The sequence below is a fragment of the Veillonella sp. CAG:933 genome, from assembly GCF_000431435.1.
Taxonomy (GTDB): domain Bacteria; phylum Bacillota; class Negativicutes; order Veillonellales; family Veillonellaceae; genus Veillonella_A.
Window position 1 is genome coordinate 8,490 of record NZ_HF986172.1, and the last position, 9,540, is coordinate 18,029.

Genomic DNA, 9,540 nt, shown 5'->3' on the forward strand with positions numbered 1-9,540 from the left:
TGCGAGAAATCTCGCAGGTCGGCCTTTTTATTATTCAGCATTTCCCAAAAAGCTGATAAATTCTTATTCTTCTGAACCGAATGGAACAAGTTTTTGAGCCTGTTCACGATGCATCGGTTTAATAAAGCGGTTAGCCACTTTAAACGCCAACGCAATGACAGCGGCATCATCAACCCAACCGATAAACGGAATGCGGTCCGATACTAAATCGATTGGCAAGATCAAATACCCTAAAGCGCCTGCCACGATAGCTTTTACGTACTTAGGGGTGTCAGGGTCACGAAAACAATAGAACAAAATAGCCGCACGACGCAAGAAGGCGACATTTTTACCGACACCGGTGGCAAAATTTAAAAACTTAGATGACGAAAAGAATTTCGCATACTTTATTAATTTCAAAGGATTCATTTTGATGCTCACTCCTATAATTCTCGTATACCTATACTGGATTGCCGCGGTGATTATTTCTGTAAATTGTCTTTCATGCCTTTTACAACATCGCTTACTTTTTCCACAACTTCGTCTTTTTTATCCCCTGCGGAGGCAACAAAGTCGCTTACTTTATCTACTACATCATCTTTAGTATCGCCGGCGGATGTCAAAATATCGCTCACTTTGCCGAGTACGGTAGATTTTGCTTCACCGGTCGATTTAATAGCGGATGTAGCTGTACCGGCTGCCAAGTCAATGGCTGTGGAGCCTACGGTTGCCAATAAAGCACCGATACCGGACAAAGCATGTTTAGCATTGGCTACATACTCATTGTCGGAATTGGCAAGAGCTTTGCCGGCAATACCGGCTACGGCCGCACTGGCTACACCGATTACTATGTTTTTAATAGAGCCAAAGCTTTCCAATAAGTCGCCCGTCAACAAGCTGTCTAAATTGAATTTATTAAGGCCTAAGAATTCATCGCTGCCCACACCGGCTTCTTTTAAGAAGTCTTTGTTTTCATCGCCTAACGGTTTATCTTTAAGCGGCGAATTTACCAACATGCCCACCGTTGTTTTATTATGCTCAATAATGTCTGTCAAACGTTCTCTGTATTCGGAGAAATCGCCCGGCATAGGCATGCCGTTTTCTACCCAAAGTTTAGCGCATTTGCCCACGGCATAGGTCAAGCAAATAGCCAATGGGATTTTAACTTTCGGATTAGGGAATACGGACGTCAATAAAGCGCTCACTACACTACCGCCCAAACCGCCGAGGAAGCCGATAATCGCACCGGCTGTAGCCGTATGACCATAAACAGCGGCAATGCGGCTTACCATATACGCATCATTGGCAATCAATGCAGTGGTGCTAAGTTTTGGTGCCATCACGAGTACGCCGGCACGAGCGGCCGCCCAACGGCAGATATTTTCAATTTCAGCATCGCGATTCGCGAGTTCCGCTTCTACGGCTGCTAACGTTCCTTCCGGATGAGTCATCAAATCTTTTACATCTTCCATCTATATCGCTCCTTTATCACCTGTAAAGTCAAATAACAGACAAATTAATACTATTCAATTTAATTATAACCCTTCATTCTAACTATTTCTATATGAAGGGTGAAAAATCCTCTTTATTTATCTATATTAATTATGCAATCTTACGCCGACTTAATTCCGCCCGGCACAGAGGTTCTATCCGGCTTGCCTAGTCATACGCCTAACCATACGCCTAATCGGGAGTCGAAAGCCTCTATAGGCCGTTATTACCAACTCGTTAAGCCGCCATCAATAGTCCAAGCGGCACCGGTTACGAAGGAGGCTTTTTCACTGAGTAAAAAAGCGATGACTTCCCCGATTTCTTCCGGTTTGGCAATACGGCCCAACGGATAATGCATGGCCATTTCTTCCATAGCTTCTTCAAAGGTCTGATCGCTTTCCGCAAGCTGGCGAGCTACGAGCGAAGTATCTACATCGCCGGGGCACACGCAATTTACGCGCACCTTATGGACGGCCATTTCAAGGGCCAACGATTTGGTAAAGCTTACAATGGCACCTTTAGATGCACCGTATACGGAACATGCCACATTGCCCTGAATCCCCGCATCACTGGACACGGTTACGATACTGCCTTTCGTACGACGCAAACAAGGCGCGGCAGCCTGACATAAAAAGACGGTACCCTTCACATTGGTGCCAATCATTTCATCGAAGTCCTGTTCCGTCACATCATCAATGAGTTCTTCTTTATAAAAACCGGCGGCAGTCACCAATGCGCTGATATCGCCGAACAAACGACAGGTTTCATCAACGATACGCCGACAATTCATGACTTTACTTACATCCCCTTGTACAAAGCGTACTTTAGACGAAATGCGACGCAATTTAACGACCGCCTCTTGGCCGGCTCGCTCATTGCGACCGTTTATCACAACACTCCAACCTTTTTTGAGTAGTAATTGCGCCGTAGCAAAACCAATCCCGGAAGTACCGCCACTAATAAGAGCCACCTGATTTTCACTGTTAATTGGCATAGTATCTCACCTTCCTTTGTCACCATTGCGCAACGATATAATCATAAGTTAATTTACAAAGCATACTTACGGTGGTGGCAATAAATACAAAACGCACCAGGCCCACACCTTTTTTGATGGCCAAGCGTGCCCCCAGCGTAGCTCCTATAATCTGTCCCGCCGCAGCCGAAAGGCCGAGCACATAGTCTACATGACCCAAACTTATAAACAGAATCAGTGACGCCAGATTACTGGTAAAGTTCAAAAACTTAGCATTGCCTGACGAATATAAAAAGTTAAAACCGGCATAAATAAACATAAAGATTAAAAACGTGCCTGTGCCGGGGCCGACAAAGCCGTCATAAAAGCCGATACCTAACGCACCGATGGCGAGTAAAATCAACTTTTGCTTCGATGCGCCCGCATAGGTGGTCACTGTGCCCCAGTCTTTTTTAAACAGCACAAAAATCAAAACGCTGACGAGGAGCACGATGATAATCGGTTTTAAATATAAAGGGGGAATGCTGATAACCAGCCAAGTCCCGAGGAGGGAGCCTACAAACGTAATCGGCATTAAGCGTTTTACTAAAGGCCATTCCACTTTGCCGGAACGAGCGTACGCAATAGCCGCCGTTAACGCCCCGAATACACTGGATAATTTATTACTCCCCAGTGCCACACTGGGCGGTAAATTAGTAAGCAACATGGCCGGCACGGAAATTAATCCGCCACCGCCTACAATGGAGTCCACAAAACCGGCCAACGCTCCGGCAAAAAATAACATCAGCGGCATCAAAAGTGCCGGATCAATAAAACTTACATCCATATATGCCTCATTTCAAACGTGCCAAAATAGTTTTGTAGCCATCAGCTCCATAGACCAAGCAACGTTTTACACGACTGATTGTGGCTGTACTGGCACCCGTCGTCTCCACAATATTATCATAGCTTTCGCCGGCTTCCAGCATACGTGCTACCTGCAAACGCTGTGCCAACGCTTTCAATTCATTGACCGTACAAATATCTTCAAAAAACTCATAACATTCGTCGATTGTTTTCAAGGCTAAGATGGCTTCAAACAATTGATTATTTAAAGGATTACGTAGTTTTTCATTGACGCTCATAAGAATCCTCCCTTTGCTTAATTAGATAATTTTATTATATACATATTTAAGCAAAAGAAAAAGACTTTCACACAAAAAAGTGAAAAAGTCTTTTTCAACCCGACTAGAATGCCGGAATAATGGAACCTTTGAAGGTATCTTCTACAAATTTCTTAGTTGCATCAGACTGGTAAACAGCCAATAATTTCTTAATAGTTTCGTTGTTTTCATCGCCTTGACGGACAACAAATACGTTAGCGTACGGGGAATCTTTGCTTTCAACTACAACGGCATCTTTCAAAGGATTTAACCCTGCATTAAGCGCGTAGTTTGTATTAACTAAAGCAATATCTACATCGTTAAGCGAACGGGCAATCTGAGCGGCTTCCAATTCCTTAATTTGTAAGTTCTTAGGATTGGAGGTAATGTCCGCTACCGTAGATTTCGGCGAACCGCCGTCTTTCAACTGAATGAGCCCTGCTTGCTGTAATAACAATAGAGCACGACCGCCATTAGTCGGATCATTTGGAATCGCTACGCTCGCACCGTTTGGTACAGTAGCCAAATCTTTATACTGGTTGGAATAAAGACCCATTGGCAAAAGAATTGTTTTGCCGATAGACACTAATTTCAACCCCCGTTCCTGCACCATGTTGTCAAGGAATGGCTGATGCTGATAGGAGTTGGCACTCAATTCTTTTTGTTCAAGCGCCACATCCGGCTGAATATAATCATTAAACTCTACGACTTTAACTTTAAGACCTTGTTTCTCCGCCTCTTTGGCTACAAAAACCATAACCTGAGCGTGCGGACCGGCTGTTACACCTACGGAAATTTCATGATTCCCCGCTGCGGCGCCGTCTTTGCTGTCATTGCCGCAACCAACCAATACCAAGGCGAACGTTGCGATGGCTGCCAATAAGAATGCTAATTTTTTCATATGTTTCCTCCCAGTCTTTTCTCTACTCTCTTTTTCTTTTTCAAAAAAACTTATCTGTCCGGCACGTCATGCATGCCAATGCTTTTTACAAAAGCTTAACGTTTATTCACTTTGCGGGACAAGAAATCACCGCAAGACTGAATCAATTGCACCAATACAATCAAGATAACGATAGTCGCCAACATTACGTCGCCTTGAAAACGCTGATAACCGTAACGGATCGCGATATCCCCAAGACCGCCGCCCCCAATAGCACCGGCCATAGCGGAGTAGCTGATTAAGTTAACTACCAAAACAGTTATGTTATCAATAATTGTAGGCAATGCTTCCGGCAATAACACTTTGCGGATAATCTGCATTGGTGAAGCCCCCATAGCCTGCGCTGCTTCAATAACACCGCTGTTGATTTCGCGAATCGATGTTTCTACCAAACGCGCCAAGAACGGAATAGCCGCAATCGTAAGCGGTACACAAGCCGCCGTAGTCCCGATGGAGGAACCGGCAATAATACGGGTCAGCGGAATAATCGCTACCATCAAAATAATAAACGGAATGGAACGGAGTGCATTTACAACCGAACCTAATGTGGCATTCACTGCCTTATTTTCCATAATATGGCCTTTGCCGGTGATTACCAAAATAACACCGAGCGGAATCCCTACAATCATGGATACAATGGTAGAGATAACTGTCATTTGCAAGGTTTCGCCTAAACCTTGAATCAACAAATTAATGATTTGTTGCGACATAGCCGATCACCTCGCTTCCAATAGGCAATTCATTCAAGTACTGAATCGCCTGCTCTTCATTCTCTCTGTTACCGTCTAACACTACAATCAAATGACCAAAGCTCGTGTCTTGAATGTAATCGACGCCGCCGAAGAGAATACTTACATCGAGGCCGAAGCGGCGAATCATGCCCGCTACAATCGGCTCATCCACAACATCCCCGGTGAAGTTCAAACGAATAATCGGATGTAAGCCGTCTTTCCAATCGGGCTGTACATTGAGATGGCGCCATGCTTCTTCCGGTAATTTATGACTGATAATAGCCCCTACGAATTCCTTCGTTGTCTTTTCTTTAGGGCCTGTAAATACATCGACTACACGACCTTCTTCCAAAATAACGCCGCCTTCAATAACGGCAACGCGGTCGCAAATTTCTTTGATAACCTGCATTTCATGTGTAATGAGGACGATAGTTAATTTTAATTTTTCATTAATATCTTTCAATAATTCCAAGATGGATTTGGTAGTCTGCGGATCCAACGCAGACGTGGCTTCGTCACAAAGTAATACTTTCGGATTACTTGCCAAAGCGCGGGCAATGCCGACACGCTGTTTCTGACCACCCGATAACTGAGATGGGTAGTTATTCAAACGGTCGCCCAATTTAACGATATCAAGAATCGGCAAAATGCGTTCCTTGATTTCCGCTTTACTCATCCCCTGCAACTCCAGCGGGAAGGCTACATTATCATAAACCGTACGGGACGACAATAAATTGAAGTGCTGGAAAATCATGCCGATGTTTTTCCGCTGTTCCCTGAGGTCCTTTTCATTCAATTTCGTAAGATCTACACCGTCTACTACAACAGAACCGGATGTAGGTCGTTCCAGCATATTAATACAACGAATCAAGGTTGATTTACCGGCCCCACTTTGACCGATAACCCCGAAGATTTCGCCCTCTTTAACGGATAGGCTAATGTCTTTTAGCGCTTCTACGCGATTCGGACCGTCATAAACTTTGCTAATATGCGTAAGTTCAATCATGTGATCGCTCTCCTTTTCTCTAACTCTCTATTTGAAATATATTTAATACAATAAAAAAACTCTTCACACACATGAAGAGTTACAGTTTCTTCATCTGTCGAAGCCTAGCTTCGTTGGAATTGGCACCGTTCCTTACCGGATGGTTGCCGCGACTTCATAGGGCCAGTCCCTCAGTCAACTCTTGATGAACCTATGTATTTTTAGCGTGATAAAATCATAACACTGTAGCGAATGACTGTCAATAGAAGACTCATAGACAGCTTATAGGGCTTTTATATAGCTACCTATAGAGTTCTTATATAACCATTGATAAGATTATTTATTGCCTCCCAGTGAGCTGTGATTCAAAAGGAACCGTGCCCCTATAACAGCCAACGTGCCCGTCACAATCTGTGGCCAACTCATCATAAATAGAACGGCCCGTCCAATCGGATACGGCACGGCAAAACCTACAAATAACAGGGCAAAACTGCAATATAAAACGACGCATTTGGCCACGCTGCATACAAGAGCTTGCAGCCATACGGACTGATTTTTAAGGAGATAACCAAGTATTACAAATACCGTATTTCCTAACGCCACGAGCGGCACAAAGGGCGCGAACGGCAACATGGCCTGCATAAACGCAATGACCGGCGTTGCCCACGCAATAACAAGACCGCTTGCCAAGCCGTAACGCATGGCCGCCACCAACATACAAAGCCCCACTAAGGAGCCAATCAAAAACATACTTACCATATTGGGCAACGGAATAATAAGGCGCAGACTTTGACTAAGCAAAGCCAGCGCCAATAATAATCCCGTCCCCGTAATGATTCGGGTATTCATAAATTAATTAAGCCAACCCTTCTGCCAATAATTTTTCATAACCGGCACGCAATTTGGCGGCTACAGGACCTACTTCACCATTGCCAACCGGCTTGCGATCATAGGTCGTAATCGGAATAATACCGCCGATTGTATCAGTGAAGAAGAGTTCATCCGCATTTTCAACAAATTCACGATCAAACTCTTTTTCAATAACGGAAACGCCTGCTGTCGGAGCGACGCGAGTTACTACGAGCTGGCGCGTAATACCTTTTAAAATTAAGTTATTGGCCGGATGGGTATAGCAAATGCCGTCTTTAACGGCAAATACGTTAGATGTAGCCCCTTCCGTGCAGATATCGTCGCGGAATAAAACGGCGGAATAAGCGAATTTCTTTTCAGCCTTGGTCTGGGCCAAAATATTCGGAATGAGGTTCAATGTTTTAATATCCACATTAAGCCAACGTTCGTCAGGCAAACTGATTGCTTTGACACCTTCACCCAATTTGCTCAAATCTTCTTTGATCGGGCGAATATACATGTACATGGTCGGTTCCAATTTGGAGCGATCATATGCATGATGACGCGGTTCCACACCACGGGTAATCTGCAGATAAATATAGCCGTCCGTAATACCACTCTGTTCAATCATGATTTCATGCAGTTCCTGCAAATCTTCCGGACGCATTTTTACCGGAATATCCATGAAGCGCATGGAGCGATAGAGTCTGTCCTGATGGTACGAAAAAGCAAAGCAACGGCCGTCAAAAACGCGTGTTACTTCATACACGCCGTCGCCGAAGCAGTAGCCGCGATCGTCTAAGCTGACGCATTTAGCACCAGGTTCTACAAATTCACCGTTAAAATAGGTTAACTCTTTCATAAGAACACCTCGCATATCATATGTGGCAACCCGAAATTACACATCGGGACATCCAACAAAAATCAAATATTGTTTATGTAACGATTATAGCACAGTCGACGGACACTTGCCCACAAGGTAAATAATTTTATTAACTATTCAATTTACGGTATAGTCAAAATCGTTTATCAGCCAAGCAAAAGCAGCGTACTCCGTCAAAAAGATTATTTAGCGACCCAAAAGAATACGACGCACCGGTTTCGGCAGTTTTTTCAAAAGCAAAGTCCCTAAGTACGACATGCAAACAGTGGAAATATAGAGCCCGATAACAACCAAAGCCGTATATTGCAATTTAGCCACAAACATACCGGCCGAGAGAATGATGAGCATAAACGGATGAATCAAGTAAATCCCGTACGACGTCTCACCAATCTGCTCCCAAATAGCCCTCGCGGCACTGCTCATCGGTGTGGCAATGAAGAAGAACAGGAAGAACAGCGTAGCGGCACCGGTATAGAGCATCCCCATAGGACTCAATTGATGAACCGTGTAAATCGCTTCCAACAAAGTATAATGCCGCTCATTGAGGACGTAAAAATAACTGCCTATCATGAGGGCCACCGAAAATGCAAAGGTGATTGTCAAAAGCCCTTTATAGCGCCACAATAACTCACAGGTTGCTTCATAGCGTTCCGCTACCACCGCGCCTAAGAGGAAGAGCCAAATATAGTGAAGCACCCAATAATTGAGCTTCATGGAGTACGCATATTGAAGCCAGTGATTAGCAAACTTAATCTGGCCACTGTAATAGGACGACCAAAAGTTGAACGCCACTTGAACCACGAAGATGAGCGACAACCAAAGAATGGGCTTTTGCAAAATACCGCGCACCATGGCCCGCCAAAGGGGCATCATAAGATAAAACCAGAGCAAAATAACCATGAAATACAAGTGGTAGTAGCCGTTGCCAAAAAACAAGGCCGGCAATAAATGGCGCGGTGTTAAGCCTGCAAAATTGCCCACTGTCGCCCCGGCATACGCAATATATAAAATAGACCAAGCAATATAGGGGAACAAGACAACGCGGGAACGGCGCCACAGAAAATCCTTGTAAGAAAACTCGTCAAAGCTTGACGTGTGATAAAACAAACCGAAGGCTGACAAGAAGAAAAATGCCGGCACGGTAAAGCGCGATAAAATCTCCAACAAACCGATTAACTGTACATTGGCTTGCGGATTGGCGAGGGCAAATGAGCCTACGTGTATGCCGATAACGCCAAGCATACAGAGACCGCGCATATAAGTTATTTCAGGTAAAAAGGCCTGTTTCAAAACAGTATCTCCTCTCTAACACAAACGGGACGAAGGACTAAGCCCTCCGTCCCGTATATATCTGTTACTTCTTTTGGTAAATTACGGCTACATCACTATTCCTGACGGCTGAATCGCAATCCTTTGCCGCTAAGATTTGATGCTATATCACTTATTCTTAACGGCTGAATCGCAACCCTTTGCCGCTAAGATTTGATGCTGCCTCACTTATTCCTGCGTTACCGGAATTTGAGTGGACATGCCACCCGTAGCAGGTGCTGCCGGGGCTGCATTGCCG

Annotated in this window: 11 protein-coding genes and 1 riboswitch; all 11 genes read right to left on the reverse strand. The window is 44.5% G+C overall.

What is annotated here, in order from left to right; translation table 11 throughout:
- Positions 1 to 63 precede the first annotated feature (63 nt).
- Positions 64 to 408, reverse strand: coding sequence for a YkvA family protein (locus QZL64_RS03515; RefSeq protein ID WP_021840629.1), 345 nt, complete (start codon positions 406 to 408; stop codon positions 64 to 66).
- Between the two features lie 53 nt (positions 409 to 461).
- Complete coding sequence (locus QZL64_RS03520; protein ID WP_021840630.1) at positions 462 to 1,451, reverse strand: antitoxin; 990 nt, start codon at positions 1,449 to 1,451, stop codon at positions 462 to 464.
- 245 nt (positions 1,452 to 1,696) lie between these two features.
- The gene (locus tag QZL64_RS03525) at positions 1,697 to 2,464 is read right to left on the reverse strand and encodes an SDR family NAD(P)-dependent oxidoreductase (RefSeq protein ID WP_021840631.1); all 768 of its coding nucleotides are present in this window, start codon (positions 2,462 to 2,464) and stop codon (positions 1,697 to 1,699) included.
- Positions 2,465 to 2,483: 19 nt separating this feature from the next.
- Positions 2,484 to 3,269, reverse strand: a complete 786-nt coding sequence (locus tag QZL64_RS03530) for a TSUP family transporter (protein ID WP_021840632.1) — start codon at positions 3,267 to 3,269, stop codon at positions 2,484 to 2,486.
- 7 nt (positions 3,270 to 3,276) lie between these two features.
- Positions 3,277 to 3,567 (reverse strand): YerC/YecD family TrpR-related protein, encoded by a 291-nt coding sequence (locus QZL64_RS03535; protein WP_006556263.1) that lies wholly within the window; start codon positions 3,565 to 3,567, stop codon positions 3,277 to 3,279.
- Positions 3,568 to 3,670: 103 nt separating this feature from the next.
- A complete protein-coding gene (locus tag QZL64_RS03540; RefSeq protein ID WP_021840633.1) occupies positions 3,671 to 4,486 on the reverse strand; it encodes a MetQ/NlpA family ABC transporter substrate-binding protein in 816 nt (271 codons plus the stop codon).
- A gap of 95 nt (positions 4,487 to 4,581) precedes the next feature.
- The gene (locus QZL64_RS03545) at positions 4,582 to 5,235 is read right to left on the reverse strand and encodes a methionine ABC transporter permease (RefSeq protein ID WP_021840634.1); all 654 of its coding nucleotides are present in this window, start codon (positions 5,233 to 5,235) and stop codon (positions 4,582 to 4,584) included.
- A complete protein-coding gene (locus QZL64_RS03550) occupies positions 5,216 to 6,262 on the reverse strand; it encodes a methionine ABC transporter ATP-binding protein (RefSeq protein WP_021840635.1) in 1,047 nt (348 codons plus the stop codon). The genes QZL64_RS03545 and QZL64_RS03550 overlap by 20 nt, the downstream gene beginning before the upstream one ends.
- Positions 6,263 to 6,349: 87 nt before the next feature.
- A riboswitch (SAM riboswitch) is annotated at positions 6,350 to 6,453 on the reverse strand.
- A gap of 124 nt (positions 6,454 to 6,577) precedes the next feature.
- On the reverse strand, positions 6,578 to 7,090 hold the full coding sequence (locus QZL64_RS03555) for a hypothetical protein (RefSeq protein WP_021840636.1): 513 nt from the start codon (positions 7,088 to 7,090) through the stop codon (positions 6,578 to 6,580).
- A gap of 7 nt (positions 7,091 to 7,097) precedes the next feature.
- Complete coding sequence (dat, locus tag QZL64_RS03560) at positions 7,098 to 7,952, reverse strand: D-amino-acid transaminase (protein ID WP_021840637.1); 855 nt, start codon at positions 7,950 to 7,952, stop codon at positions 7,098 to 7,100.
- Positions 7,953 to 8,159: 207 nt separating this feature from the next.
- Positions 8,160 to 9,263: an acyltransferase gene (locus QZL64_RS03565; protein WP_021840638.1), complete on the reverse strand. Its 1,104-nt coding sequence runs from the start codon at positions 9,261 to 9,263 to the stop codon at positions 8,160 to 8,162.
- Between the last annotated feature and the right edge of the window lie 277 nt (positions 9,264 to 9,540).